Source organism: Streptomyces sp. CAU 1734, assembly GCF_039888735.1.
Lineage (GTDB): Bacteria > Actinomycetota > Actinomycetes > Streptomycetales > Streptomycetaceae > Streptomyces.
On record NZ_JBDQQP010000008.1, the window covers coordinates 105,014 to 130,861 of the forward strand.

At 74.3% G+C, this 25,848-nt stretch carries 20 protein-coding genes; 12 read left to right on the plus strand and 8 right to left on the minus strand.

Annotation, left to right across the window (positions count from 1 at the left end; all coding sequences use genetic code 11):
• Window positions 1–112: 112 nt before the first annotated feature.
• The 4 genes from AAFN69_RS17060 to AAFN69_RS17075 all read left to right on the plus strand — a co-directional run bounded on the left by AAFN69_RS17060 (window position 113) and on the right by AAFN69_RS17075 (window position 6,143).
• Window positions 113–3,493 carry a GNAT family N-acetyltransferase gene (locus tag AAFN69_RS17060; protein ID WP_347729370.1) on the plus strand — a complete coding sequence of 1,127 codons (3,381 nt, stop codon included), beginning with the start codon at window positions 113–115 and terminating at the stop codon, window positions 3,491–3,493.
• A gap of 46 nt (window positions 3,494–3,539) precedes the next feature.
• Window positions 3,540–4,133 (plus strand): DUF5998 family protein, encoded by a 594-nt coding sequence (locus AAFN69_RS17065; RefSeq protein ID WP_347729371.1) that lies wholly within the window; start codon window positions 3,540–3,542, stop codon window positions 4,131–4,133.
• Window positions 4,133–5,335 (plus strand): nucleotide pyrophosphatase/phosphodiesterase family protein, encoded by a 1,203-nt coding sequence (locus tag AAFN69_RS17070; RefSeq protein WP_347729372.1) that lies wholly within the window; start codon window positions 4,133–4,135, stop codon window positions 5,333–5,335. The genes AAFN69_RS17065 and AAFN69_RS17070 overlap by 1 nt, the downstream gene beginning before the upstream one ends.
• Window positions 5,336–5,456: 121 nt before the next feature.
• Window positions 5,457–6,143: a thymidine kinase gene (locus AAFN69_RS17075; RefSeq protein WP_347729373.1), complete on the plus strand. Its 687-nt coding sequence runs from the start codon at window positions 5,457–5,459 to the stop codon at window positions 6,141–6,143.
• Window positions 6,144–6,218: 75 nt separating this feature from the next.
• On the opposite strand, the gene AAFN69_RS17080 is transcribed toward AAFN69_RS17075, so the two are convergent.
• A complete protein-coding gene (locus AAFN69_RS17080; protein WP_347729374.1) occupies window positions 6,219–7,022 on the minus strand; it encodes a VOC family protein in 804 nt (267 codons plus the stop codon).
• Window positions 7,023–7,254: 232 nt separating this feature from the next.
• On the opposite strand from AAFN69_RS17080, the gene AAFN69_RS17085 reads away from it, so the two are divergent.
• Window positions 7,255–8,088: a sulfurtransferase gene (locus AAFN69_RS17085; protein WP_347729375.1), complete on the plus strand. Its 834-nt coding sequence runs from the start codon at window positions 7,255–7,257 to the stop codon at window positions 8,086–8,088.
• A 422-nt stretch (window positions 8,089–8,510) separates the two neighbouring features.
• A complete protein-coding gene (locus AAFN69_RS17090) occupies window positions 8,511–9,779 on the plus strand; it encodes an MFS transporter (RefSeq protein WP_347729376.1) in 1,269 nt (422 codons plus the stop codon).
• Between the two features lie 78 nt (window positions 9,780–9,857).
• On the opposite strand, the gene AAFN69_RS17095 is transcribed toward AAFN69_RS17090, so the two are convergent.
• The 6 genes from AAFN69_RS17095 to AAFN69_RS17120 form a co-directional block, all read right to left on the minus strand.
• Window positions 9,858–10,727: a helix-turn-helix domain-containing protein gene (locus AAFN69_RS17095; protein ID WP_347729377.1), complete on the minus strand. Its 870-nt coding sequence runs from the start codon at window positions 10,725–10,727 to the stop codon at window positions 9,858–9,860.
• Window positions 10,728–10,820: 93 nt separating this feature from the next.
• Complete coding sequence (locus tag AAFN69_RS17100; RefSeq protein WP_347729378.1) at window positions 10,821–11,666, minus strand: methyltransferase; 846 nt, start codon at window positions 11,664–11,666, stop codon at window positions 10,821–10,823.
• Entirely contained in the window at window positions 11,663–13,198 is a 1,536-nt protein-coding gene (locus AAFN69_RS17105; RefSeq protein WP_347729379.1) for a 4-hydroxyphenylacetate 3-hydroxylase N-terminal domain-containing protein, read from the minus strand. The genes AAFN69_RS17100 and AAFN69_RS17105 overlap by 4 nt, the downstream gene beginning before the upstream one ends.
• Window positions 13,195–13,827, minus strand: a complete 633-nt coding sequence (locus AAFN69_RS17110) for a flavin reductase family protein (protein ID WP_347729380.1) — start codon at window positions 13,825–13,827, stop codon at window positions 13,195–13,197. Before AAFN69_RS17110 ends, AAFN69_RS17105 begins: the two co-directional genes overlap by 4 nt.
• A complete protein-coding gene (gene asnB, locus AAFN69_RS17115) occupies window positions 13,824–15,656 on the minus strand; it encodes an asparagine synthase (glutamine-hydrolyzing) (RefSeq protein WP_347729381.1) in 1,833 nt (610 codons plus the stop codon). Before asnB ends, AAFN69_RS17110 begins: the two co-directional genes overlap by 4 nt.
• Window position 15,657: 1 nt before the next feature.
• Complete coding sequence (locus AAFN69_RS17120; RefSeq protein WP_347729382.1) at window positions 15,658–16,638, minus strand: hypothetical protein; 981 nt, start codon at window positions 16,636–16,638, stop codon at window positions 15,658–15,660.
• Window positions 16,639–17,129: 491 nt separating this feature from the next.
• On the opposite strand from AAFN69_RS17120, the gene AAFN69_RS17125 reads away from it, so the two are divergent.
• On the plus strand, window positions 17,130–17,945 hold the full coding sequence (locus AAFN69_RS17125) for a hypothetical protein (RefSeq protein ID WP_347729383.1): 816 nt from the start codon (window positions 17,130–17,132) through the stop codon (window positions 17,943–17,945).
• An 893-nt stretch (window positions 17,946–18,838) separates the two neighbouring features.
• Here AAFN69_RS17125 and AAFN69_RS17130 read toward each other — a convergent pair.
• Window positions 18,839–19,762: a response regulator transcription factor gene (locus AAFN69_RS17130; RefSeq protein WP_347729384.1), complete on the minus strand. Its 924-nt coding sequence runs from the start codon at window positions 19,760–19,762 to the stop codon at window positions 18,839–18,841.
• 739 nt (window positions 19,763–20,501) lie between these two features.
• Here AAFN69_RS17130 and AAFN69_RS17135 point away from each other — a divergent pair.
• From AAFN69_RS17135 to AAFN69_RS17155, 5 genes are all read left to right on the plus strand, one after another.
• Entirely contained in the window at window positions 20,502–21,509 is a 1,008-nt protein-coding gene (locus AAFN69_RS17135) for an ABC transporter permease (RefSeq protein WP_347729385.1), read from the plus strand.
• Window positions 21,506–22,495 (plus strand): ABC transporter permease, encoded by a 990-nt coding sequence (locus AAFN69_RS17140; protein WP_347729386.1) that lies wholly within the window; start codon window positions 21,506–21,508, stop codon window positions 22,493–22,495. Before AAFN69_RS17135 ends, AAFN69_RS17140 begins: the two co-directional genes overlap by 4 nt.
• Window positions 22,492–23,286: an ABC transporter ATP-binding protein gene (locus tag AAFN69_RS17145; protein WP_347729387.1), complete on the plus strand. Its 795-nt coding sequence runs from the start codon at window positions 22,492–22,494 to the stop codon at window positions 23,284–23,286. The genes AAFN69_RS17140 and AAFN69_RS17145 overlap by 4 nt, the downstream gene beginning before the upstream one ends.
• Entirely contained in the window at window positions 23,283–24,131 is an 849-nt protein-coding gene (locus AAFN69_RS17150) for an ABC transporter ATP-binding protein (protein WP_347729388.1), read from the plus strand. Before AAFN69_RS17145 ends, AAFN69_RS17150 begins: the two co-directional genes overlap by 4 nt.
• Before the next feature lie 100 nt (window positions 24,132–24,231).
• Window positions 24,232–25,836 carry an ABC transporter substrate-binding protein gene (locus AAFN69_RS17155; protein ID WP_347729389.1) on the plus strand — a complete coding sequence of 535 codons (1,605 nt, stop codon included), beginning with the start codon at window positions 24,232–24,234 and terminating at the stop codon, window positions 25,834–25,836.
• Window positions 25,837–25,848: the final 12 nt, after the last annotated feature.

Here is a 25,848-nt window from a genome sequence, read left to right on the forward strand (position 1 = left end):
CCCGGGGCCCGGCCCCGGGCGCCGCGGCGACGGGGCGGCCCGCCGCTTCCGTACCGCGATCCGGCCGGCTCCGGACCATCCGTACCGGCCCGCCGAGCCGTAGGCTTTCGGCATGCAGACCGAGCCGGAGCACGCGTACCCCGATCACTGGGAAGCGGATGTGGTGCTCCGCGACGGAGGCACCGCGCGCATCCGGCCGATCACCACCGCGGACGCCGAGCGCCTGGTCAGCTTCTACGAACAGGTGTCGGACGAGTCGAAGTACTACCGCTTCTTCGCGCCCTACCCGCATCTCTCCGCCAAGGACGTGCACCGCTTCACCCACCATGACTTCGTCGACCGGGTCGGTCTCGCCGTCACGGTGGGCGGCGAGTTCATCGCGACGGTCCGCTTCGACCGGATCGACTCCGCCGGGCGTCCCGCGAGCGCCCCCGCCGACCGGGCCGAGGTCGCCTTCCTCGTACAGGATGCGCATCAGGGGCGCGGGGTTGCCTCCGCGCTCCTCGAACACATCGCGGCCGTCGCCCGGGAACGCGGGATCCGGCGGTTCGCGGCGGAGGTGCTGCCCGCGAACACCAAGATGATCAAGGTGTTCCGGGACGCCGGGTTCACCCAGAAACGCAGCTTCGAGGACGGCTCCGTCCATCTGACCCTCGATCTCGAACCGACCGAGAAGTCCCTCGCGGTCCAGCGCGCCCGCGAGCAGCGTGCCGAGGCCCGCTCGGTGCAGCGGCTGCTGGCCCCCGGCTCGGTCGCGGTCATCGGCACCGGCCGTGCCCCCGGCGGGGTCGGGCGGAGCGTGCTGCGCAATCTTCTCGCGGGCGGATTCACCGGCCGCGTCCACGCGGTGAACACCGCCTTCCCCCCGGAGCAGCGGGAACTCGACGGGGCGCCCGCCTTCCGCTCCATCGGCGAGATCGTCGCCGAGACCGGCGAACCGGTCGATCTCGCGGTGATCGCCGTCCCGGCGGAGCGGGTGCCGGAGGTGGTCACCGACTGCGGCGAGCACGGGGTGCGGGGGCTCGTGGTCCTCTCCGCCGGCTACGCGGAGAGCGGCGCCGAGGGGCGGCGGCGCCAGCGCGATCTGGTGCGGCGGGCGCGTTCGTACGGCATGCGGATCATCGGCCCGAACTCCTTCGGGATCATCTCCACGGCGGAGAGCGTCCGGCTGAACGCCTCACTGGCACCGCAGGCCCCCGAGCGCGGCCGGATCGGCCTCTTCAGCCAGTCCGGGGCGATCGGGATCGCCCTGCTCTCCGGTCTGCACCGGCGCGGCGCCGGACTCTCGACCTTCATATCCTCCGGCAACCGCGCCGACGTCTCCGGCAACGACTTCCTCCAGTACTGGTACGAGGACCCGGACACCGATGTCGTCCTGCTCTATCTGGAGTCGATCGGCAACCCGCGCAAATTCACCCGGCTGGCCCGCCGCACGGCCGCGGTCAAGCCCGTGGTGGTGGTGAAGGGGGCCCGCCACAGCGGCAGCGAGCCGCCCGGCCACGCGGTGCCGGTGACCCGCATCCCCGACGCGGCGGTCGGGGCGCTGCTCCGGCAGGCGGGGGTGATCCGGGTCGACACCGTCACGGAACTCATCGACGCCGGTCTGCTCCTCGCCGGCCAGCCGCTGCCCGCCGGGCCGAGGGTGGCGATCCTCGGGAACTCCGAGTCGCTGGGGCTGCTGACCTATGACGCCTGTCTCGCGGAAGGGCTCCGTCCGCTGCCGCCGCAGGACCTGACCACGGAGGCGACCCCCGCCGGCTTCCGGGCCGCCCTCGCCGCGGCGCTGGCTGGCGACGACTGCGACGCCGTGGTGGTGACCGCGATCCCCTGGGCCGGGGAGAACGGCGTCATGGAGTCGGGCGACGGCGAGGTGCTGGCCGCCGCGCTCAGCGAGGCCGCCGCGTCGGCGCCGGCCAAGCCGGTCGCGGTGGTCCATGTGGAGCTCGGTGGCCTCTCGGACGCCCTCGCCGCGGCCAGGCCCGCGCCGGCGGACCGGCGCGGGGCCGGTGCCGGTACGGTGCCGGGCGCGGCGTCCGTCTTCCGGCAGCCGTCCGTGCCGGGCACGCCGCCGGGGGTCCCGGACGCCGCCGGCGCCCCCGGAGGGGACGCGGCGCCGGACGAGCCGGCCGGCGGGCCGGACAGTGCCGCGTCCGCCGCCCCCCGTTCCCGCATCCCCGCCTACCCCGCCGCCGAGCGGGCCGTCCGGGCCCTCTCCCGTGCCGTCGCCTACGCCGACTGGCGCCGCCACGCCGCCGAGCCGGGCAAGGTGCCCGGGTACGAGGACATCGACGAGAGCGGCGCCGCCGCGCAGATCGAGCGCCTGCTCGGCGCGGGGGAGCGCGGGGCCGGGCCCGGGGCCCGGCCCGGTCACGGTGTCGCGCCCGAGCCCGGCGGGCCGGTGGCAGTGGTTCCGTCCGGGCAGGATGCCGCCGGGTCGCCCGCGTCCGTGCGGGGCGCCGGGGATGTGGGCGGTCCCACGGCCGGGCGTGCCGGCGCGACGGGGGCCGTGGTTCCGTCCGGGCCGGCCGGGCAGGGCGGCGCGGTGGATCACGCGGCGTCATCCCGTACTCCGCCCGGACCCGGGACCGCGTCCGCGCGGGACGCCGGTGCGTCGTCCGGCCCCGCGGCCGGGCACGCCGCGTCCCCCGGTGACAGCGTCATGACCGCCGGTCCGCCCGCGCCCGGGAGTCCCGCGTGGCCCGGGGCCGTGGACCGGACCGCGGGGAGGATCGTGCGGGGCGGGCGCGGGACGCCCGGTCCGCCCCTCGGCGGCGGCGGGGCGGTCGCGGCCGGGAGCGGGCGGCGGAGCAGCGAACTCGCCGGTGACGACGCGCGGGAGCTGCTCGGGCGGTACGGGATCGAGGTGCGGCCGACGCTGCCCGCGCCCGGCCCGGACGAAGCCGCCGCCGCGGCCGGGAAGCTCGGCTACCCCGTCGCGCTCAAGACCACCGCACCCCACCTCCGCCACCGCGCCGACCTCGGCGGCGTACGGCTCGATCTCGCCAATGAGGAGCAGCTCCGGCTGGCCTACCGCGAACTCACCGCACACCTCGGCAAGCCCGCTGAGCTGCAACCCGTCGTCCAGTCCATGGCCCCGAGGGGCGTCGACACCGTCATCCGCGCCGTCATCGACCCCGCCGTCGGGGCGGTACTCTCCTTCGGGCTCGCCGGAGCCGCCTCGGAATTGCTCGGGGACATCTCCTACCGGCTCGTGCCCGCGACCGACCGGGACGCGGCCGAACTGATCAGAGCCATCCGCACCGCACCGCTCCTCTTCGGCTGGCGGGGATCCGCCCCGGTCGACACCCCGGCGCTCGAAGAGCTGCTGCTCCGGGTATCACGACTTGTGGACGACCACCCGGAAGTGGTCGGAATCAGTCTTGAACCCGTTGTCGTGGCTCAGCACGGACTCTCGGTTCTCGGCGCCTCCGTCCGGCTGGCGCCGCCCGCCACCTTCACTGACCTGGGACCACGCAGACTCCCCAGCTACTGAGCGGAGTGCGCGTATGCCGCCCCGGAGGCCCCGTAGGATGGACCGTATGGCGAAGACCGGTACGACGACCCAGGGGCTGCGCGCCGCGATCGAGCGCAGCGGCTACTACCCGGCTCTCGTGGCAGAGGCGGTGGAGGCCGCCGTCGGCGGCGAGCAGATCGCGTCGTACCTGGTGCACCAGGAGACGACCTTCGACGCCAATGAAGTGCGTCGCCATGTGACCGTCCTCGTGCTCACGGGCAACCGCTTCATCGTCAGCCATACCGACGAGCAGACCGCGGACTCCAGCTCCCCGACCCCGTACGCCACCACCTCCACGGAGTCGGTCAAGCTCGACCGGATCTCCTCCGTGGTCGTCAGCCGTGTGGTGGCCAACCCGGAGTCCTACACGCCCGGCACGCTGCCCCGCGAGGTCGTGCTCACCATCGGCTGGGGCGCGGTGTCCCGGCTCGATCTGGAGCCCGCCGCCTGTGGCGACCCCAACTGCGAGGCCGACCACGGCTACACCGGCAATTCCACCGCCGACGACCTCAGCCTCCGGGTGAGCGAGGCCGGGGACGGCCCGGACACCGTCCGGCAGACCCTCGCCTTCGCGCAGGCGCTCTCCGAGGCGACCGCCGCCACCGGCTCCGCGCACTGATGGGCCGGTCCGCGACGACGGCACTCTGGCCGGACGACCCGATACCGCTCGCCGTGGCGACCGCTCCCGTCCCGGAGTACGGCGCCGGCTCGCTGGCCGACCTGCTGCCGACGCTCGTGGCCGGACAGGGTGTGCCCGGATTCACACCCGTCATCCCGGAGCTGACCCCGGCCGACCGGAACTGCGTCTTCCTGATCGACGGCCTCGGCTGGGAGCAGATCAGGAACCATCCCGCCGAGGCACCCTTCCTCGCCTCGCTGCTGCACACCTCGCGCGGCGGCACCGGCCGCCCCATCACCGCCGGGTTCCCCGCCACCACCGCCACCTCGCTGGCCTCGGTCGGCACCGGACAGCCCCCCGGCCGGCACGGCCTCCCCGGCTACAGCGCCCGCGACCCGGAGACCGGCGCGCTGATGAACCAGCTCCGCTGGCGGCCGTGGACCCCGCCGCAGGTCTGGCAGCCGTATCCCACCGTCTTCCGGCTCGCCCACGAGGCGGGGGTGCACACCGCGCAGGTGTCGTCCCCGGCCTTCGAGCAGACCCCGCTCACCCAGGTCGCCCTCAGCGGCGGCACCTTCCACGGGCGCCTCAGCGGCGAGGAGCGGATGGACCTGGCCGCCGAGCAGCTCGCGGCCGGGGACCGGTCGCTGGTCTACACGTACTACAGCGAGGTCGACGGCAAGGGCCACCGCTTCGGGGTCGACTCCGACGCCTGGCGCGGCCAGCTCATGTATGTCGACCGCCTCGCCGAGCGGCTGGCCGAACAGCTCCCGCCGCGCACCGCGCTCTATGTGACCGCCGACCACGGCATGATCGACATCCCCTTCGACGAAGAGTCCAGGATCGACTTCGACGAGGACTGGGAACTGCGGGCCGGAGTCGCCCTCCTCGGCGGTGAGGGACGCTCCCGGCATGTCTACGCGGTCCCGGGCGCGGCGGCCGATGTGCTGACCGTCTGGCGCGAGGTGCTCGGCGAGCGCTTCTGGGTGGCGAGCCGGGACGAGGCGATCGCCGCGGGCTGGTTCGGGCCCGCGGTGGACGGGCGGGTGCTCGGCCGGATCGGCGATGTGATCGCCGCGGCCTGCGACGATGTCGCGATCACCGCATCCGTCCGCGAGCCCAATGAGTCGGCGCTGGTCGGTATGCACGGGTCCATGACGCCCGTCGAGCAGCTCGTCCCGCTCATCGAAGTGCGCTCCTGAGACTGCCTCCGCCGAGCGGATCGCCCGAGCGGATCGCCCGAGCCCGATTCCACCACCGTTCCACCCGTGCGCGTGACACTGTCCGGTACGGACAACAGATGTGAAAGGCCCCCAACCTGCCATGCCCGAGCTGGTGTTCTTCTCCGGAACCATGGACTGCGGAAAGAGCACCCTCGCTCTTCAGATCGAGCACAACCGCTCCGCACGCGGCCTTCAGGGGATCATCTTCACCCGCGACGACCGGGCCGGCGAGGGCAAGCTCTCCTCCCGGCTGGGCCTGGTCACCGACGCCGTCGAGGCGGGGCCGGGGTTCGACCTCTACGGTCATCTGGTCGACCGGCTCTCCCAGGGCGGCCGATGTGACTATGTGATCGCCGACGAGGCGCAGTTCTTCGCGCCCGACCAGATCGACCAGCTCGCCCGGGTCGTCGACGACCTGGAGCTCGATGTCTTCGCCTTCGGGATCACCACCGACTTCCGTTCCAAGCTCTTCCCCGGCTCGCAGCGGCTGGTGGAGCTCGCGGACCGGATAGAGGTGCTTCAGGTCGAGGCCCTCTGCTGGTGCGGTGCGCGCGCCACGCACAACGCCCGCACGGTCGGCGGGATGATGGTCGTCGAGGGCGCCCAGGTCGTCATCGGCGACGTCAACGCCGGCGAGCACGACCGGACCGTCGGTTACGAGGTTCTCTGCCGGCGCCACCACCGGCGCCGGATGACCGCGGCGAGCGCCCGGGCGGCGGCCCTGTCGCCGGACGTACTGCCGGTGGACACCGCCGGCGGCCCCGCGGCGGACCGGACCGGAGCCTGACCCGTCCGTACCCGTGCGCCGGGGTCACCCCCGGCACACGAGTACGGTGCACCGCGTCCCGGGCACCCGGCCGTCTCAGGAACGCGGCCGTATGATCGTGAAGACCGCGCCCTCCGGATCCGTCACCGTCGCCACGCGCCCATAGGGCCCCTCGGCCGGCTGTTCGAGCACATGACCGCCCAGCTCGGTCACCCGAGCCGCCGTCACATCGGTGTCCTCGACCGCGAAATAGGTCATCCAGTACGAACCGCGGTCGCGCGGCAGCACCGAGCGGCCCACTCCGTGCAGCGAGGCCACCCGGCGGCCGTTCAGCCGCAGCGTCACATGGTCCTCGCCGACACCGATGACGTCATCGGCGTCGTCGTCGGCGAGTGCCGCGGGCTCCGGCTCGTAGCCGAAGACCGTCTCGTAGAACTTGGTCACGGACTCCGTGGAGAAGGTCCGCAGTTCATGCCAGACCGGTGTGCCCGGGGTGCCGCTCAGCGCGATACCGCCATGGGCGACGGGCTGCCACAGTCCGAAGATCGCGCCGGCCGGGTCCGTCACGATCGCGATCCGGGCGGCGTCCTCGACATCCAGCGGACCGACGCCCAGTGTGCCGCCGCTGTGCCGGACCGTCTCGGCGGCGGTGTACGCGTCGTCGGCCGCCATGTAGGGCGTCCACGCGACCGGCAGATGCCGGTCGACGGGGAGCCGCCCCAGGCCGGCGACCTCCTTTCCGTCCAGCAGCGCACGTACGTAGGGGCCCAGTTTCCGGGGCCCGGGGGAGAACTCCCAGTCGAACAATTCACCGTAGAACGTCTGGATCTCATCCAGACCATGCACCATCAAGCTCACCCAGCAGGGTGTGCCGGGCGTGTGCCGAGTCGCCTCGGTCATTGTCACTCTCTCCTCGGACCATCGTGGTGGCCGTGCGGGGGGACCGGGGCGTGTCTGCGCGGGTATGGCGTGAGACCGTGCGCCCCGTGCGAATGCTTCCATTACCCACGCCCGAGCGCTCCCCGGCCGCGCCGATTTTGGCGGGTTCTCGCTGAGAGCCTGCCCGTTTTGATGTTGCACATCCTTATCGGCGGCGTTATGTGACGCGACTTTCTACGCAAGGATGACCTTCATGAAGCCGATCATTTCCGTAGATGAACTCCGAGACGCGCTGGACGGTTCCCGGCCACCCGTGCTTCTGGACATCCGCTGGCAGCACGGCGGCCCGCACGGGCGGCCGGAGTACGAGGCCGGGCACCTGCCCTCGGCCGTCTTCGTCGACCTCGACGCGGAGCTCGCCGGCCCGGCGGGGGAGGGCGGGCGCCATCCGCTGCCGGACCCGGGCGAGTTCGGCGCGGTGATGCGCCGGGCCGGGGTCTCGGCCTCCGCCCCCGTCGTCGTCTACGACGGCGGGCTCGGCTGGGCCGCCGCGCGCGCCTGGTGGCTGCTGCGCTGGGCGGGCCACCGGGATGTCCGGGTCCTCGACGGCGGACTCGCCGCCTGGACCGGACCGCTGGAGACCGCCGTGCCCGCCCCCGCGGAGGGCGATTTCGTGCCCGTGCCGGGTGGCGGACTGCCCCTGCTGACCGCCGGCACCGCGGCGGAACTGGCCCGCGAGGGAGTGCTGCTGGACGCCCGCGCGGCGGAGCGGTACCGGGGCGAGGTGGAGCCGATCGACCCGGTGGGCGGACACATCCCGGGCGCGGTCTCCGCGCCGACCGCGCAGAACACCGCGGAGGACGGGCGTTATCTGCCGCCGGACGTGCTGGCCGCGCGGTTCGCCGCGCTGGGCGCGGGCGAGGCCGGGACCGAGGTCGGCGTCTACTGCGGCTCCGGTGTCTCGGCCGCGCAGCAGGCCGTCGCCCTGGAACTGGCCGGATACACCCCCGCCCTGTACGTCGGCTCCTGGTCGGAGTGGACCCGCGACCCGGCCCGCCCGGTGGCGACGGGCCCGGACCGCGGCTGAGCCGGACGCTGCCCGGCGGGTACGGGGGCCCCGGGGCCGGCCCGTACCGGCCGGGGCCACCGCTCCCGGTTCCGCGGCCGGTACGAACGGGTTCCTCCCGGCGGGTGCCCGGCTCCACGGGCAGGGCCGTGCGAGCCGACCGCTCGCGGCCCCGGCCCGTGCCCGGTCCACCGCCGGGGCGGCGCCCGGCCCCGATCCTGCCCCCGCCCCGCCCCCGGATGGCGCCCCCGTGCCTGTGACCCCTGGTCACAGGATCAACGCCTGTCTGGCTGGCGTTCCGCCGCCCGAGCACGATGGCTGCCCCGAGGGTCCGATCCCGCCGGGGGAGCCGCCCGCTGACCTCCGCACCACCCCGTACGGCCTTTCCGCGGCTCCGCACACCATCCCCTCCCCGCAGCCGCCCGAAAGGCAGTGAACTCCCCTTGAGCGCTCCGCCGGACGCCCCCGACCCCGCCGCCGGAACCTTCAACCGGCTCCAGTACGCGGGGGTCTTCGCCCTCCTCTTCCTCTTCGGCACCGAGACCTTCCTCGTCTCGCCGCTGCTGCCGACCATCGCGGACGACATCGACGTCAGCGAGGCCGCCGCCGCCTCCAGCGTCACCGCCTATGTGCTGGTGTACGCGATCAGCGCGCCCTTCCTCGGGCTGCTCAGCGACCGCTTCGGCCGCCGCCGGACCCTGGTCGCGGGAGCGCTGCTCTTCCTCGTCTCCAACGCCATCGCCGCCATCTCCGGCGGCCTCACCGTGCTGGTGATCTCCCGGGCGGTCGCCGGACTGGCCGCCGCGGCCGCCGGGCCCGCGATCTGGGCGCATATCGCCGAGACCGCGCCGGACGCGGTACGCGGCCGGGCCCTCGGACTCGGTATGGCGCTCTTCTCCTGCGGGCAGGTCGTCGGCGTGCCGCTCGGCGCCCTGCTCGCCGGCTGGGCCGGCTGGCGCTCCGCCTTCCTCGCCATGGCGATCGCCACCGCCGCCGCGCTCCCGCTGCTGCTGCGCCAGCTCCCCGCCGACCCCGCCGGCACCGGCGCGCCGGGCGCCGGGAAGCCCTCGGCCGGTGCCGTGCGCGCCGTGTTCGCCGGGTGGAGCGACCCGACGCTCCGCAAGGCGCTCACCGTCAACACCCTCTTCCACGCGGCCAACCTCGGCGCGTACACCTTCCTCGGCGCCCTGCTCGTGCACCGCTTCGACCTCTCCGTTTCGGCGCTCGGGCTGATCGGGGTCCTGGTCGGCGCCGGCAGCGTCATCGGGTCGCTGCTCGGCGGACGCCTCGGCGACAAGGCGCGGGCGGCGGGCGGCGGCGGCAGCCAGGTGCCGCTGCTCCCGCTCTGGGGCCTGCTGATGGCCGGCGGCATCGCGCTCTCCGCGTACGGGCCCGGGCTGCCGCTCGCCCTCGTCGGCGTCGTGCTCTGGTTCGTGGCGAGCGGTGGCTTCGTCACCGATCAGCAGACCCTCGCGGGCACCGTCAACCCGGAGCTGCGCGCCACCTCCAGCGCCTGGCTCACCTCCACGATGTACGCCGGAACCGGTGTCGGGGCCTGGGCGCTGGGGCTCTTCGGCAGCGTCACGGCCGGCACCCTGGTCATCGGCACCGGACTGGCGCTCCTCGCCGCCCTGGTCGCGGTGACGCTCACCGCCGGCCGCCGGACCCCCGCCGAGCGGCCCCGCGACGACAGCCGGGACGAGCGCGTCTGAACCGGGCGGGCCACGAGAAACGCGTACGGACACCGGTGGGAGGATCCCGGTGTCCGTACGCGCGTTCCGTGCCGGGGGTCAGACCGCCCGGCGGCCGGTGTCCGTGTCCACGGACCGCAGCGGGCGCTCGGCCAGCGCCGTCATCCGGGCCCGCCCCGCCGCCGTCACCGGAGTGAAGAGAAGGACCAGCGCGCTCGGGTCGTCCACGGGGTGGAAGGACGACAGCGACAGCTCCACCCGTCCCACCCCGGCCGGTTCCACCGTGACCGCGCGCGCCGTCAGCTCCGCCACCGAATGGCAGCCCCACCAGTGGCGGAGCTCCGGCGCGTCCTCGTCCAGGCGCTGATAGACCTCGGAGGTGCGCGGATCCGCCAGCGCCGGACCCGCCTGGGCGCGGAAGTGCTGGAAGACATTCATGGCCAGCGGCTCCCAGTCGTGCAGCACCGCGCGCAGCCGCTGGTCGGCGACCATCAGCCACATCAGATTGCGCCGGTCGGACGGCACGGCGTCGGGGCTGCCCCACAGGGCGCCCCAGGCCGCGTTCCAGCCCAGCAGATCGAAGTGCCGGTCCAGCAGGGCGGCGGGGCTGGCCGGCCAGGAGTCGAGCACCGGCTGGACGGCGGCGGCGAGCGGCCCGCCGCCGTCCTGAGCCGGTACGGGGTCGTGATACCCGGCCAGCCGCATGGCATGCCGCTGCCCGGCCGCGTCCAGCCGCAGCGCCCGGCTGACCGCCCCCAGCACCTGCCGGGAGGCGGTCACCCGGCCCTGCTCCAGCCAGGTGTACCAGGCCAGGCCCACCCCGGAGAGCGAGGCGACCTCCTCCCGGCGCAGCCCCGGAGTGCGCCGCCGCGCGGTCGCCACCAGACCCACCTCGGCGGGCTTCAGCAGTTCGCGGTGGGCCCGCAGAAAAGCTCCGAGTTCCGTACTGGGGGCCGGTGTTGACGACATCGCGGTCACTGCTCCTCGGCGGGTGGGGGACGGCGGGCCGGATCCTGGTTCAGCGTATCCGGCCCGCCGGTCGTGGTCGGGTGCGCCGGCGGCTCACCCGCGCGGGGTGAGCCGCCACAGCCGTACCGGCATGTCGCTGACCCGCCCCAGCTCGCGCTGCCGGCGCCAGCCGCTCGCGCCGACCGCCGCGAAGAACTCGGCCCGCCGCTCCGGTTCGAGCAGTCCGGCGTAGTAGTCGCCGAAGGTGGCCGCGTGGAAGTGCTCGTACTGCCGCTCCTCCTCGACCGTCACCACCGCCGCGCGCTGCACGCTCGACTCGATCCGGAAGAACCGCTCCAGCAGGGTGCCGAGATCGCCGGGGGTACGGGTGCGGACCGCGATCGGCGTCACCCCGCCACTCGCGAACAGCCCCGGCACGGCTGCCGGTGCCACGCCCAGCTCGGTGAGTGCCTCCCGTACGATCTCGTCCTCGCCGCCCAGCCCGTGCTCGTCCCGCGCCGGGTGATAGGACGTCAGCAGAAAGGCGCCGCCGGGGGTGAGCCGGTCCCGGATCCAGCGGAAGATCCGGTCCTCGTCCGGGTGGAGCCAGTGCAGTACGGAGGTCATGGTGATCACATCGGCCCGCTCGGCGAGCTCCGGCGGGTCGGTGAGATCGGCCCGGACCAGCCGGACCCGGTCGCCGTGGGCGGCCAGGCGTTCGCCCGCCTCGGCGATCCGGTGCTCGGAGCGCTCCAGGCCGACCGCGAGCCGCAGCGACGGCAGCCGGGTGAGGGACTCGTCCAGCAACTGGCCTATCCCGCTGCCGAGATCGAACAGCACCTCGGGCTCGCCGGTGATCTTGTCGAGCACCCAGTCGCGGTCCCGGGCCTGGCGCAGAGCGCTGGCCGTGGCGTATCCGGCGAGGGTGCGGGCCTGGATCTCGGTGGCGGACGCGGTCACGGGCTGACCTCCTGGGTCTGAGGGGCGCTGGGGGTGATGACGGGTTCGGAGATCAGGCGTTCCAGCCGGTCCCGGGTCTCCCGCTGGTCGTATCGCTTGTAGAGATTGATCCGGTTGCGGCTGAGATCGCCCCGGTGGACGTACTCGTACAGATGCTGGCGCTGCCCGAAGCCGTCCCCGGTCAGCTCCCAGGCGAGCCGGAACAGGCGCGACTTGCGGTCCGCGGCGATGTCCCGGCCGCGCATGTAGCGGTCGATCAGGGGGCGCAGCTCCGGGTGGGCGAGATCGTTCTCGGTGGGCTGCATCAGCAGCCCCGACGCGCCGATCCGGCGCACGATGTCGAGCGCGCTCTCGGCCACCTCCGCCGACCAGACCCGGCTCGCCGCCGTGTCACCGGGGGCCAGCAGTCCGCTGTCGGTCACCTTGGCCCGCGCCTCCGCCGCGTCCAGGAAGAGCTCGGTGAGCTCGGCGTAGCCGGCCAGCCGGCCCAGATCCTCCTGGATGTTGCGGAAGCCGTCGACGCCGATCGACTCGGCCACCAGGGTCGCGGTCGCCAGCAGGGCGCGCAGCCGCTCCCGGTACCGCACATGGCCGATGTACGCGCTCCACGCGTTGATCCGGCCCAGGCCCTCCCGGGCCAGCTCGCCGTCCCGCAGCAGGAAGACCCGGTCCCACGGGACGAGGACGTCGTCGAAGAAGAGCATGGCGTCCTGCTCGTCGAAGCGGGCGCCGATCGGGTGCGAGTGGCCGTGCGAGGAGCCGCCCAGCGGCTCGCGGCAGAGCGTCACCAGACCCGGGGTGTTCAGCGGCAGCGCGAACCACACCACGAATTGCTCGCCCCGCCGCTGGGTGAAGGAGGCCGAGAGATAGACCAGCACCTCATGGGCGAGCGGGGCGAGGGTGGTGAGCTGCTTGGCGCCCCGGACCACGATTCCCTCGTCGCTCTCCGACAGCACCCGCAGGGCGAGATCGGGATCCTCGACGGGGTCGGCCGACCGGTCGATCTGCGGATCGCCCAGCGCGTGCGAGAGCACCAGGTCGTTCTCGGCGCAGTGCCGGTACCACGCGTGGGCGTTGGCGCCGAACCCCGGGCGCGCGCTCTCCAGCCGGTGGCGGAAGTCGTGCACACCGAGGGCGATGGAGGCCATGAAGGCGGGCGAGCGGCCGTGCTGCCCGAGCGACTCGGCATGCCAGAACTCCGCGCTGCGCCGCTGTGTCCGCAGCTCCTCCAGGGTGCGCGGCGGCTGGTAGGCGCGGGCGAGCCGCAGTCCCGACTCCGGATCCTTGTAGGTGAGCAGCTCGTGGTGGGCGGGGTCGTGCTGGAGGTCGATGAGCCGGGCGAGCTCGTCCACGGCCGGGGCGAAGGCGGGATGGGCCGCCGGATCGGTGATCCGCTTGCCGTCCAGATACAGTTCGCGGCCGTCGTTGAGCTCGGCGCGGTAGCGGTCGCCGGTGAGCAGCCCCCGGCCGGCGGACGGTGTGCGGCCCGGGCGCGCCGTCCCGGAGGAGGGGGAGGTGTCCGTTCGGGTCATGCGCGGGCTCCTGTCGGTGGACCTGAGAGGGGATTGACCGTGGGGGTGTGCAGGGTGCGGTAGCCGCCGTCGTGGTAGAGCAGCGGCTCGCCCGGCTCGCTGTGCGCTCCGGTCACCCGGCCGACGAGTACGGCGTGGTCCCCGCCCGGCAGCACGGTGTGCAGCCGGCAGTCGAACCAGGCCAGGCTGTTCTCCAGGACGGGCGTTCCGGTGTCCTCGCGCATCGGGGCGTGGGTGAAGAAGCCGAGGGCGTGGCCCGCGCCCGGCGCGGCGAACCGGCGGGCCAGCGGCTCCTGGTGGGTGCCGAGGACCGAGACGGCGAAGCGGGCGCTGCCGCGCGCCGCCGCCACGATGGGGCTGCGCGCGGTGACCGAGACGCTGATCAGCAGCGGCTCCAGGGAGAGGGTGCAGAGCGAGGAGACCGTCTTGGCGAAGAGGTCCTCGCCGTGGCGGGCGGTGAGCACCCCGACCCCGGTGGTCCAGAGGCGGGCGGCGGCCAGATACGCCTCCGCCTCGGGGCCGCGGGCCGGCGGCTCGGCGCGCGGGCTCCGGGCCGTGCGTTCCGTACGGGCCGTGTGCTCCGTGCGGTCCGCGCGTTCCGTGCGCGGGCTGCGGGCCGGGGCGCTCATCGCAGCCCCACCCGGTAGGCCCGCAGCCACTCGTCGATCTGGACGAGATGGTCGAGTCCGCCGACCGGATTGGGCGCGGTGCGCGGACTGGGCAGCGGGCGGCCCTCGGCCAGCGCCCGCCGGACCGTCTCCCGGTCGACCAGGTCGAACACCGGTGCCTGGGAGTCGGCGAGCAGCTCCCGCGCCCGCGCGGTGAGCACCTCGGTGTACCGCACCGCCGGGGTGGACGGATAACCGCTCTTGGGCCGGTCGGCGACCTGCGGGGGCAGGAGATCGCGCACCGCGTCCCGCAGCAGTCCCTTGGACCGTCCCTCCGGGGTCTTCACCGCCCAGGGCACATTGGTCAGATAGTCCACCAGCCGGTGATCGCAGAACGGAACCCGGACCTCCAGGCCGACCGACATGCTCACCCGGTCCACGCGCTCCAGCAGCGGGGGCAGCCAGCGGGTGAGCGCGAGATGGAAGACCTCGCGGATCCGCCGGTCGGCGGCGGACTCGCCGTCCAGCCGGGGCGTGGCCGCGACCGCGCTCCGGTACTGCTCGGCGGCGTACTCCGCGGGCCGCACCAGCGCCGCGACATCGGGCCGCAGCAGATCGGCCGGGGTGGCGCGGCCGTGCAGCCAGGGGAAGGTGCCGGCGGCGAGGGCGGCTCGGTCGTGGAAGTAGGGGTAGCCGCCGAAGATCTCGTCCGCCGCCTCGCCCGAGAGGGCGACCGTGGACTCCTTCCGCACCTCCCGGAAGAGCAGATGGAGCGAGGCGTCCATCTCGCCCCAGCCCGGCCGGTCGCGGGCCCGGAGCACCGCGTCCCGGGCTTCGAGGAGATCGTCGTCGGGGATGAGGACCGAGGTGTGCCGGGTGCCGATGTGCTCCGCCGCCGCCTGGACGAAGGGCGCGTCGGCGCTGGTGCGCCAGGCGTCGGGGGCGCGGTCCGCGCTGCCGGGGAAGTCGACCGAGAAGCTGGTGACCTTGGAGTGCCCGGCGCGCTCCCGGGCCGCCGCCGCCAGCGCGGTGACGGCGCTGGAGTCGACCCCGCCGGAGAGCAGGGTGCACAGCGGCACATCGCTGAGCAGCTGGCGCTCGACCGTGTCGGCGAGCAGGGCCCGCACGGTGGCGCGGGTGGTCGCCGGATCGTCGGTGTGCGGGCGGGCGGCGGGCTGCCAGTAACGGGTGGTACGGGTCCGTACCGGCCCCACGGTGACGATCTGGCCGGGCAGTACCTCGGCCAGGCCCCGGAAGACACCGTGTCCGGCGGTCGGCGCGGCGGGCAGGGCGAAGAGCTCGGCGATGCCCTCGGCGTCGAGCTCCGCCCGGAAGAGCGGATGGGCGAGTACCGCCTTGGGCTCCGAACCGAAGATCACTCCGGAGCGGAGCGCATGCCAGAACAGCGGTTTGACGCCCAGATGGTCGCGGACGAGAAGAAGTTCGCGGCGGTCCTCGTCCCAGAGCGCGTAGGCGAAGATGCCGTTGAAGCGGCGGGGGGCGTCGGCGCCCCACTGGAGATGGGCCCGGAGCACGACCTCCGTGTCGGAGGGCGTGCGGAACCGGTGTCCGAGCGCGATCAGTTCGGTGCGCAGCTCCCGGTAGTTGTAGAGCTCGCCGTTGTACGAGAGGACCACGCGCGGCTCCGGGCCGCCGTCGCCCATCGGCTGGGCGCCGCCGTCGGGCGCGATGACCGCGAGCCTGCGGTGGCCGAGCGCGGCATGCCGCGAGAGCGTGACGCCGGTGTCGTCGGGGCCGCGGCAGGCGAGTGTCTCGGTCATCGCGCGGAGAGTGGCCCCCTCGGCGCGCAGATCGGTTTCCCAGTCGATCCAGCCGGTGACTCCGCACATCTCATGGCTCCTGGAGTTCGTCGGTGAGGGAGGTTTCGGGGGAGGCCCCGGGACAGCCGGTGTCCGCCGTCGCTTCCCAGCGGCAGCCGTGACCGGTCGGGCCGGTACGCAGCTGATGGACCGGCAGATAGCCCTTGGCGCGGATATTGGAGCCGAGGGCCTCGGTGCAGTACGTGCAGGGCGAGGCCAGGGTGAGCCGGACACCATTGCGGCGGGCCTGCTCGCGGTAGTCCCAGATGGCGCAGTGGGTGATGGTCACCGCCGCGCTCTCCGGGCCGTTGGTGTCGTCGAACTCGTAGTCGGATCCGTACAGTTCGGCCTGCCGGGCGATCCGGTGCACCGGATCGGCGGCGCCCCGGCCCCGGTCCGGCTCGACCTGGCGGTGCACCTCGGCGTTGGCGCGCGCCCAGTCGGCGAGGACGTCCTCGCCGTAGCGGGCCACGAGGAAACGTTCCATCAGGGCTTGGTCCCGGAAGAAGACGCGCTGCCATTCGCGTGCCGGGGCGGTACGGGGATCGGGCAGATCGGCGAAGAGCTCGCTCTGGAGGGCGAACCAGTCGGTCAGATGGACCTCATTGCCGAGCGAGGCCAGCAGCCCGGTCAGACCGGCCTCCGCCTCGTGCAGACGCTGCCGCCAGAGGGCGGAGCGTTCGGCGTCCGGCATGGAGCGGTAGGTGTTGCGCGACTTCTCGGCGTCCGGAGCGGCTGTCTCCGGGCGGGACTCGCCGGCCCCCGGCAGGACGCCGGCGGGCGCGGGGACGGCACCGGGGACCCCGGCGGGTACGGGTACCGGGGCGGCGGCGGGGATATGGGCGGGTACGGCGGCGGGTGCGGGTACGGCGGCGGATGCCGGGGCGGGTACGGCGGCGGCAGAGGCGGAAACGGCACCGGCGGAAACGGCACCGGCACCTGTGCCGGTTCGGCGCGCGGTGGCCGGGCGCGAACCGGTACGGGTGATCCCTCCTTCGGGTGCGTCGCTCATCGGGATCTCCTTGGCCAGGCGTGGGGTGAGGACCGGGCGGCACCTGGTCCTTGAGTCACGCTAAAGAGGGCGGTGGCCTGCTCAGAAGCCACGAACGGAGTCGGTAACGGAGACGATCGGCCCAGCGGGAGGGCGACGAAGGTCGCCCCCCGCGAAGCGGCCGGGGCAGCCGGGCCGGCGGGGTGTCCGCGCCCCGGAACACCCGTCCGGAGAACGGGAATTCCGGCGCCGCGCCACACGGCCGCATTCCGCCCGCCGCGCATTCGCATTCGCTCCGCGGGAACCCGCCGGAACTACTCGCGGCTCCGGGCCGGGAATTCGGGGCCGATTCCCGCCGGCCCTCGCGTCCGGCTGCCGGCGGGTGTGGTCACCACCGGGCGGGCGGGGGTCGTGACACATTCCTCATGACAGGTCGGGAGTGAATTCCTTAGGGTCAACGGCACAGCGGAACAGCATTGTTGGGCGGCACCGCGACTCCCGGAATTGCGGGCATGGAGAATTCGGCAGGAGTTGACCAGCATGACGTTCTGCGGGCCCGCATGATTCTGCTCGCATCGGGCCGCCGCACACCACGCGAAGAAGTCGACGCCTATCGGGTACTCGCCCGGGTCAGCCCCGCCGCGTATCTGCCGCTCCTCTCCAGGGCGCTGCGGAGGCTGAGCCGTGACCGGCACCACCACGGCCGCCCGGAGATCCGCCTTCTGCCGCACGAGGAGACGCCGGCCGCCGCCCGGGCCGTCGGTCCCGCCCTGCCGGCCCGCGCGGACGTACGGTACGAAGCCCTCGACGGGTACCAGCGGGAGCTGTACGCGGCCGGCCGGCGCGCGGAAGGGCTCGCCCCGCGCGCCGAAATGCTCGCGCTCGGCCGCGAGCGGCGCCGGGAGGCGGGCGAACCGGTGGTGAGGGGCCTGCGGGAGTGGGCCAACGGCTGCTCCGAGGCGGGGCGCCGGGCCGAGGCGGCGGACGCGCTCACCGAGCACACCGCGGACCTGCGGGCCCGGGGCGCCCACGGCGCGTCACTGCCCGAGTGGGCGGCGGCTCCCGACGCCGCCGGCGACCACCGCCCCGCCCTCGACGACCTCCACCGGGTCCTCGAACTGACGGGCGGGACGGCGGGCCGCCGCACGGTCTCCGACAACTCGGCCGTCTCTCAGGGATCTTGCTGGGCTCGGGTGCCCCGGTGCGTACTCCCCCTGGGCCCGGCGGCCCGGGTGGTGCCCCCACGCGGCGTTGTCGTCAGTCGCCGACGCTCCGCGTGGGCTCCATCCTCCGCCTCGCGATCGCACGCACCGGACCGCGCTCACTGATCTGGCCTGATCCGTGAGAAACGACCTGGGCCCCGGGAGTGAGGGGGCCGGGCACCCGCCGCCGCCCGGCCCCGGCGCGGGCCGCCCTTGGCGCCGTCCGCCCGTCGAGTGCCCCTCGCCGGGCGGACGGCCGCTCCCGCCCGCCGCGAGCCGCCCGCGCCCGAAGGCTGTCCGGGGGGTCCGCGGCACGCTCGCCGGGCCGGCGTCCGGCCGCCCGGCGGGTGGATCCGTGCGCGCCGGTCCGCCCGGGAAGCGGTGATCCGGGCGCTGCGTCGGTGCGCTCGGGCTGTTGTACGGCGGTGGCCGGCCGCAGCGCGCTGGTCGGGTCGTTGCCGTACCGCTTGGTGTACGTCCTCCGTGTGCGCGGTCCCGGCCCGGGAAGTGGTGTGCGCTCAACGCCGCCGCTGTAGTCGGCGATCCGGTGCGCTCCGGCCGCTGTACGGCGGTGGCCGGCCCCGGCGCGCACCGCAGGCCGTTGCCGTACCGCTTCGTGTACGTCCTCCGCGTGCCCGGTTCCGGCCCCGTGGCCGATGGTGCGGTGTGCTTCCGCCTCGGCGCGCTCGCCGGGCCGGCGTCGTATCGCCCGGTGCGCCCTGCGTCGGTGCGCTCCGGCCGTCGTACGGCGGTGGCCGGCCCCGGCGCGTACGTCGGGTCACCCGCGTACCGCTTCGTGTACGTCCTCCGCGTGCCCGGATCCCACCCCGCGGCCGGCGGTGTGATGCGCTTCGGCCACAGCGCGGCCGTCGGGCCCATGCCCTACCGCCGGGTGCGCGCCCCGGCGGTGTGGTGGGCGTCGGCCGCAGCCGCACTGGTCCCGGCCGGGACGGCACACCACCCGGCGTCGCCGTGCCGCCGAGGGCACACCCCCGGCGGCACGGTGCCCCCCCGCCCCCTCAGCCCGCCAGCCCGTGGCGGTGGGCGTAGAGTGCCGCCCGCAGGCGGTCCGGCTGGCCGGTCTTGCGCATCGCCTGGGTGAGGTGTTTCTTCACCGTCGCCTCCGCCAGGGCCAGCTCGCGGCCGATCTCCGCATTGCTCAGGCCGCGCGCGAGCTGTGCCAGCACCTCCCGCTCACGGCTCGTCAGGCCGCAGAGCTGCGGGGGCGGTTCGGCGGCATGGCCGGCCAGGCTCGCGGCGTGCACCGGGGCCGCCGGCGGAGCCGGCAGGAAGACCGTGCCCCCGGCCGCCGCCATCGTCACCGCGGCGATGATCCGGTCCTCGGCCAGTTCGAGCGGGAAACAGCCACTCGCCCCCGCGAGCAGCATCCGGCTCGCCTCCGTGGTGCTCTCGGCCCGCCGGAGCAGCAGGATGCGGGAGTTCGGTGCGCCGTCCGGACCGTGCAGGCGGACCACCGCCGAGAGGTCGTCGGCCAGGGTCTCCCCGCCGCCGAGCAGAATCACATCGGGCCGGGTGCGCCGTACCGCGTCCAGGGCCCGCAGCGCGTCGCCGGAGCTGCCCACGACGGTCATGTCCGGCACCGCGCCGAGCACCCCGCGCAGGCCGGCCCGCGCCACCGGGTGGCGTTCCGCCAGGAAGACCCGGGTGGCGGGCGGAAACCGGCGCGGCGACTCCGTGCAGAGCGGATGTCCGCAGCCGCACCCCGCCGCGCCCGGCCCGGCGGCCGGCAGACGGTCCGGGCGCCGGGTCTCCGGTTCGGCCAGGAGCTGATGGCCGGCGATGAGATCGAGGGGATTGTCTATCTCGCTGTGCGGGGATTCCGGGCGGTCCTCCGCCCGGACCAGGGTGCAGGACTGATACCGCCCCTTCGGCTGCCGCCGGGCGCGCCCGGCGCCGGGCTCGGCACCGGTCAGCAGCCCCATGATCCGCCGCCTCGCGTCATGTCGGCGGCGTGCGCGCCGGCCGTCCCGGAAGGACGTTCTCGGAATTGGAATCTGAACCGATAAGGCATCGCGGTGTTTCCCCTCGGGAACGGCGGTGACACCGGCGCACTCCGCCCATTCCGGTGCCGCCGTCGGATCGCCGTCGATCCGGGCACGGGAGAGGGACACGGGGCCGGCAGGAAGAGGAAGGGAAGGCGCTGTCGTCGGAGAGGGGCGGAGCCCGCCGAGGAGTCAGTGCCCGGCGCGGGCGCGACAGATTTCGTCGAAGCACCTGCGGTGCCACGAGCCGCAGATACCGACCAGGGTGAAGTCGGTTCGCCGGATAGCCATATGTGCAGCTTAGTGAGGGCTTGGTCTGCCGGTCAACGGAGGACCGGGCACCGGCGGCCCCGGGATGCCGCTGCCGGGTCCGCCGCATCCTATGACCAGAAGTATCCGTATGAACTCCTGCCTGGCCGGGGGACGTCCGCGTACTCCATCCTTCGACGCAGCGACCGGCCCGGCACTCCGGGACCCGGAGCCCCCGCCCCCGTCCGCCGTGACTCCCCGCCGCCGGCAGCCGCACGCCGATCGTGCGCCGGCCGCGAGTCGCTCCGCCGGGGCGGACACCGGGGGACACGTGTCACCACCCGATGGAGCCCCCGCCCGTCCGCGAAGCCCGCACAGCCCGTCCGTACACCCCGCCGCAGCCCCGCACCCCCCGGAAGGAACCCCCGCCATGCCAGGCCCGCCGAGACCGCCCGCCACCGCCCCCGGGCGGGCCGGTTCCACGGGGCTGAGCCGATTCCTGCTGCGGCGGCTGCTGCTCGCCGTACCCACCGTGCTGGGGGTGACCGCGGTCGTCTTCCTCACCATCGCCCTCATCCCCGGCGACCCGGTCACCGCCCTCCTCGGCCCGGGGGCACCGGCCGAGTCCCGGGAGCGGCTCACCGAACGGCTCGGCCTCGGCGAACCCCTGCCCGTCCAGTACGCCAACTGGCTCGGCCACGCCCTCCGTCTCGATCTCGGCGTCTCCATCTCCGCCCAGCGCCCGGTGACCGAACTCCTGCTCCCCGCGCTCGGCCAGACCCTGCTGCTGACCTCCGCCGCCTTCGCCCTGGTCGTCACCGGCGGCACCCTCCTCGGCACCCTCGGCGCGCTCCGCCCGCACGGTCTGCCGGGGCGGATCTCCGGCGCCCTGAACACCCTCGCCGTCTCCGCGCCCCAGTACTCGGTGGCGCTGCTGCTGATCGCCGTCTTCGCCGTCTGGCTGCGCTGGCTGCCGGCCGGCGGCACCCACACCGTCCTCGGCGCCGCCGGCCCCTTCGACCAGGCACGCCACCTCGTGCTGCCCGCCGTCGCCGCCGCGCTCGTACCGCTGGGACTCACCGCCCGGGTGTTCCGCACCGCACTCGGCTCGGTCCTCGCCTCCGACCTCGCCGACAGCCTGCGCGCCCGCGGCCTGAGCCGTACCGCCGTCCTGCGGCACTCGGTCCACAACGCCTCACCCGCCCTGCTCACCATCGGCGGACTCCAGCTCGCCTATCTGCTGGAGGGCGTGGTCTTCGTGGAGACCCTCTTCGCCTGGCCCGGGGTCGGACGGCTGCTGTACGACGCCCTCACCGCCCGCGATCTCCCGCTCATCCAGGGCGGGGTGCTCATCGTCGCCATCGCCTTCGTCGCCCTCAACATCGCGGTGGACGCCGCCCACGCACTGATCGACCCCCGAGTCAGGAGCGCCCGATGAGCGCCCCCGGCGGCACGGTGCCGACGGCGGACGCCACGGCCCCGCACACCGAATCCGGCGCCGGATCCGCGCCCGCCGAGAACGCCCGGAACGCCCGGAGCGCCGGGAACACCCGGAACGCCCTGAGCGCCCGGAAGGCCGAGCACACCGAGCACACCGGAGCCGTACGCCGCCGGCTCCCCGTCCCCGGACTGCTCATCCCGGCCGTGCTCGCCGCCCTGCTGCTGCTCGTCGCCCTCGCCGGGCCCTGGCTGATGCCGCACCACCCCGCCGCCGGAACCCTGGACGGCCGGCTCGCCGGGCCGCTGACCCCCGGGCATCTCCTCGGCACCGACACCCAGGGCCGGGACATCCTCAGCCGGCTCGTCGCGGGCACCCGGCCCTCCCTCATCGGCGGTCTCGTCCCGGTGGCCGTCGCCGGGATCGCGGGCACCCTGCTCGGCGCGGTCGCCGCACTCGCCGGCCGGATCACCGAACAGGCCCTGCTCCGCACCCTCGACATCCTCTTCGCCTTCCCCGGGGTGCTGCTCGCCATCACCATCGCCACCCTGCTCAGCCCGGGGCTCACCACCACCGTGGTCGCGCTCTCCATCGTCCTCACCCCGGCGGTCGCCCGGGTCGCCTTCACCGAGGTCCAGCGCATCCGCACCGCCGAATTCCTGGAGGCCGCCCGGGTCAGCGGCGCGAGCCGGACCGCCGTCGTCCTGTGGCAGATCGGCCCCGTGGTGGCCCCCGTCGTCCTCGTGTACTGCTCCTCGCTGGTCGGACTCTCCATCGTGTACGCCGCCGGTCTCTCCTTCCTCGGCCTCGGCACACCCCCGCCGGGCGCCGAATGGGGCACGATGCTCGACGAACTCCGCCCCGTCCTGCTCACCCACCCGGCCGTCGCGGTACTGCCCGCGCTCGCCATCCTGGCCGTCTCCGTGGTCTTCAACACCCTCGGCAACGCCCTCCAGGCGTCCGGCGCGGAGCGGGAGGCCCGGTGAACCGCCCCGCGGCACCCGTACTGGCCGTCACCGATCTGACGGTCCGCCACCCCGGCTCGGTCACCGCCGCCGACCAGGTCAGCCTCACCGTCGAACCCGGCGGGGCGCTCGTCCTCATCGGCGAGTCCGGCAGCGGCAAGACCACCGTCGCCCGCGCCGTGCCCGGACTCTCCGGCCCGCGCGCCGAGGTGACCGGCAGCGTACGGCTGGACGGCACCGAACTGCGCACCCTCGGCGAGCGCGCCCTGACCCGGATCCGCGGCCGGCACATCGGCTACGTCCCCCAGGACCCCACCGGCTCCCTGGACCCGCTGCGCCGGATCGGGCCCCAGCTCACCGAGGTGCTGCTCCGCCACCGCGTCGCCGACGGACGGCGCGCCGCCCGGGCCGCCGTCCCCCCGCTCCTGGAGCGCGCCGGAATCGGCGAACCCGACCGGGTCGCCCGCAGCTTCCCGCACGAGCTCTCCGGCGGACTGCGCCAGCGCGCCGCCATCGCCATCGCCATCGCCTGCGCGCCCCGGCTGCTGATCGCCGACGAGCCCACCACCGCCCTGGACGCCGTCATCCGCGCACAGATCCTCGATCTCTTCGCCGCGCTCCGCGCCGACCACGGCATCGCCCTGCTGATGGTCACCCACGATCTGGCCGCCGCCCGCAGGATCGGCGGCCGGGCCGCCGTGATGCATGGCGGCCGGATCTTGGAGACCGGCGACGCGGCACAGGTGCTCTCCCGGCCCCGCCATCCGCACGCCGCCGAACTGGTGGCCGCCGAACCGGGAGTACGCCCATGACCCCGCCCGCGTCCGCGCCCGCCGGGCCGCCGCTGCTCTCCCTCGACCGGGTCACCCGGAGTTACCCGGGCGGACGGACCGCGCTCGACGGAGTCTCGCTCACGGTCGCGCCCGGCGAGACCGTCGGACTGGTCGGCGAATCCGGCTCGGGGAAATCCACCCTCGCCCGGATCGGCCTCGGACTGCTCGCCCCGACCGGCGGCACCGCGCGGTTCGCCGGACACGACCCGTACCGGCTGCGCGGGCGCGCGGCCCGGCCGGTGCGCGCCCGGCTCCAGTTCGTCCCCCAGCATCCCCGCGGCTCGCTCAACCCCGCCCTGCGCGCGGGCGACGCGGTCGCCTTCGCCCTGCGCGTCCACGGGGTGCCCCGGGCCGAACGCGCCGAGCGGACCGCGGAGCTCTTCCGCCGGGTGGGGCTCGAACCCGCTCTCGCCCGCCGCTTCCCGCGCGAGCTCTCCGGCGGCCAGCTCCAGCGGGTGGCCATCGCCCGCGCCCTGGCCACCGGGCCCGAACTGGTCGTCTGCGACGAGCCGACCTCGGCACTGGACCTCCGGGTCCAGGCCCGGGTCCTCGATCTGCTCGGCGAACTCCAGGACGCGCGAGGGCTCGCCTACCTCTTCATCTCGCACGATCTCGCCGTGGTCCGGCGCCTGGCGCACCGGGTGGTCGTGCTCCGGCACGGGCGAGTGGTGGAGGAGGGCCCGGCCGAGCGGATCTGGGCGGCCCCGGAACACCCGTACACCCGCTCCCTGCTGGCCGCCGGTGTGCCGGCGCCGCCGGCCGGGCCCGGCGAGTGTCCCGGCGGCGCGAGCGATTCCGTGACGCCGGGCCCGCCCCGGACCTGACGGGACCGACCGGCCCGCAGCCGCTCGCGCCGCCGGACCCGTACCGCCCGGGTCGCCACCCCCCGTACCACCTCACCCCGCGCACGCAGAGGAACAACCCATGACGCACCACCATCCGCGCACCACCGTGCTCGCCGCCGCCGCTGCCCTGCTGCTCACCGTCTCCGGCTGCTCCGCCGGGGCCGTCGCCGGCTCCGGCACGGGATCCGGCTCGCGCGGCGGCACCCTGGTCATCGGCGCCACCGGCAAACTGCCCAACCCCGACACCGTGATCGGCGGCGCCGGATTCGAGGGCAAGCGGCTGGTCAGTTTCCAGCTGTACGAGGGGCTCACCCGCTACGACCTGTCGCGGACCGACACCGCGCCCACCGTCACCGGGGCCCTCGCCACCTCCTGGAAGGTCGCCCCCGACAAGCGCACCTGGACCTTCACCCTCCGCAAGGGCGTCACCTTCCAGGACGGCACCCCCTTCGACGCCGACGCGGTGATCTTCAACCTCGACCGCTATCTCGACAAGAGGAACGAGCACTACACCGAGGCCATCGGCGCCGCGGCGGCCGAGTACGCGGGCGGCATCACCAAGTACCGCAAGCTCGGCGCCGACCGGGTCGAGCTGGTCACCGCGGCCCCCAACGGCCACTTCCCCGAGGACCTCGCCCATGTGCTGATCGCCAGCCCCACCGCGATCCGCGCCACCGGCTCCGCGAAATTCTCCGAGAAGCCGGTCGGCACCGGGCCCTTCGCCTTCGTCTCCCAGCGGGCCGGCGAGCAGATCGACCTCGTCGCCAACAAGTCGTACTGGCGCGGCGCCCCCAAGGTCGGGAAGCTGGTGGTCAAGGCGCTGCCGGACGCCGCCGCGCGCACCGCCGCGCTGCGTTCCGGCTCGGTGAACTGGATCGAGTACCCCAACCCGGACGACATCGCGAGCCTGAAGGCCGACGGCGCGAAGGTGGTCACCAACAGCTACGACCACCTCTGGTACTGGATCCTCGACACGAAGAAGGGCCCCTGGAAGGACCGCCGGGTCCGGGCCGCCGCCAACTGGGCCGTCAACCGCGAGGCCATCGCGGAGAAACTCCTGCACGGCACCGCCGACCCGGCCCTCCAGGCCGCGCCCCGCTCCACACTCGCCTACGACAAGAGCCTCGACCTCTACGGCCACGACCCCGCCAAGGCGCGGAAGCTGCTGGCCGAGGCCGGATATCCGAAGGGCTTCCGCACCTCGGTGACGGTGCCCACCGGGGGCTCCGGGAATCTGCTGCCGGTGCCGATCGCCCAGGCCCTCCAGCGCGATCTGGCCGCCGTGGGCATCAAGGCCGAGATCCGCACCACCGACTGGTCGACCCTGATCAGCGCGGAGGCGAAGGGCAAGGTCGCCCTCGGCTCCGACGCCATCGCGCAGTCGACCACCCTCTTCCAGTCCGAGGCGCTGCTGCCGCTCTTCATCGGCAGCAAGAGCCCCTTCTGGACCGGCGGCTACGCCAACCCGGCCGTGGACAAGCTGCTGGCCTCCGCCGCGGCCACCCCGGACCGCACCGCCCGGCAGGCCGACTACCGGGCGGCCCTGGGCCATGTGACCCGTGACGCGCCCTGGCTCTTCGTCGTCAACGACCGCAATCCGCGGGCGCTCGCACCGACCGTCAGGGGACTGGTGCAGCCGCAGTCCTGGTTCCTGGACCTGACCACGGTCCGGGTCGGCGGATAACCCATCTCATCA